Source organism: Jingyaoa shaoxingensis, from assembly GCF_014385005.1.
GTDB lineage: Bacteria > Bacillota > Clostridia > Lachnospirales > Lachnospiraceae > Marvinbryantia > Marvinbryantia shaoxingensis.
On sequence record NZ_JACRSZ010000063.1, the window covers coordinates 1 to 842 of the forward strand.

An 842-nucleotide genomic window follows, 5' to 3' on the forward strand; every position below is an offset into this window, starting at 1 on the left:
AAGTGTTTACTAACATTTACTATTCTCTTGGTTGTTACCTGTTAAAGATAACTTCCTCGGATGTCTCTATCGGCATGGTTACAATCTTTTGATTGAACCATTTGATATTTTGTATTTTCCATATGCGATTTTCAAGGTACAATGCAAAATCAAAATAGAAACTGTGTGGAATGCTTGCATTCCTAAACATGTTTTGATTTTTGATTTTATAGTGTGCCTGCACACGATCGAGCAAACTTGTTTGCGGGATGCATTGTACAGATACATTCTGACTGAAGATTTATCAGTCATTTAAGATCAAAAACTCTTTTCTGGTCTTAAATCACTGGTAAAACCAGTTATCATAACAGCACTTCCCTGCTGACTGGGTTGACACCAGGCCGTTCGTGATGGTCATCATTTCGCAAATCCTTTTTCTAATCAACCAAATGGTTTCATCTGGCCCGCTATCTGTATCTATATATGAAGAAGCCCTGCTTCTTTTTTCTTTTGTAATCTGGCGTCCACCTGCTCTCCCACACCGTCTCCAGTGCAGTACCATCGGCCGCTTAGGTCTTAACCATCGTGTTCGGGATGGGAACGGGTGTGTCCCCTAAGCGCATCGACACCAGAAGTTTTGTCATCCTTGATGACTGAACAGTGAAACAATCTTTACTTCCGACTCTATTTTCCGTTTTAGTTGGATTGATTCGGACGCCTGTGCTTCCTACTTTTCTTCCAAACTTTTCCTTAGAAAGGAGGTGATCCAGCCGCACCTTCCGATACGGCTACCTTGTTACGACTTCACCCCAGTTACCAATCCCGCCTTCGGCAGCTCCCTCCTTTCGGTTGGGTCACTGACT

The 842-nt window shown here is 42.6% G+C and carries 2 rRNA genes; both read right to left on the minus strand.

Going from position 1 to position 842, the window contains the following annotated elements:
* Nucleotides 1-494: 494 nt before the first annotated feature.
* Nucleotides 495-612, minus strand: a 5S ribosomal RNA gene (gene rrf / locus H8716_RS17475).
* 121 nt (nt 613-733) lie between these two features.
* Nucleotides 734-842: ribosomal RNA gene (locus H8716_RS17480) — 16S ribosomal RNA — on the minus strand; the annotation flags it as partial.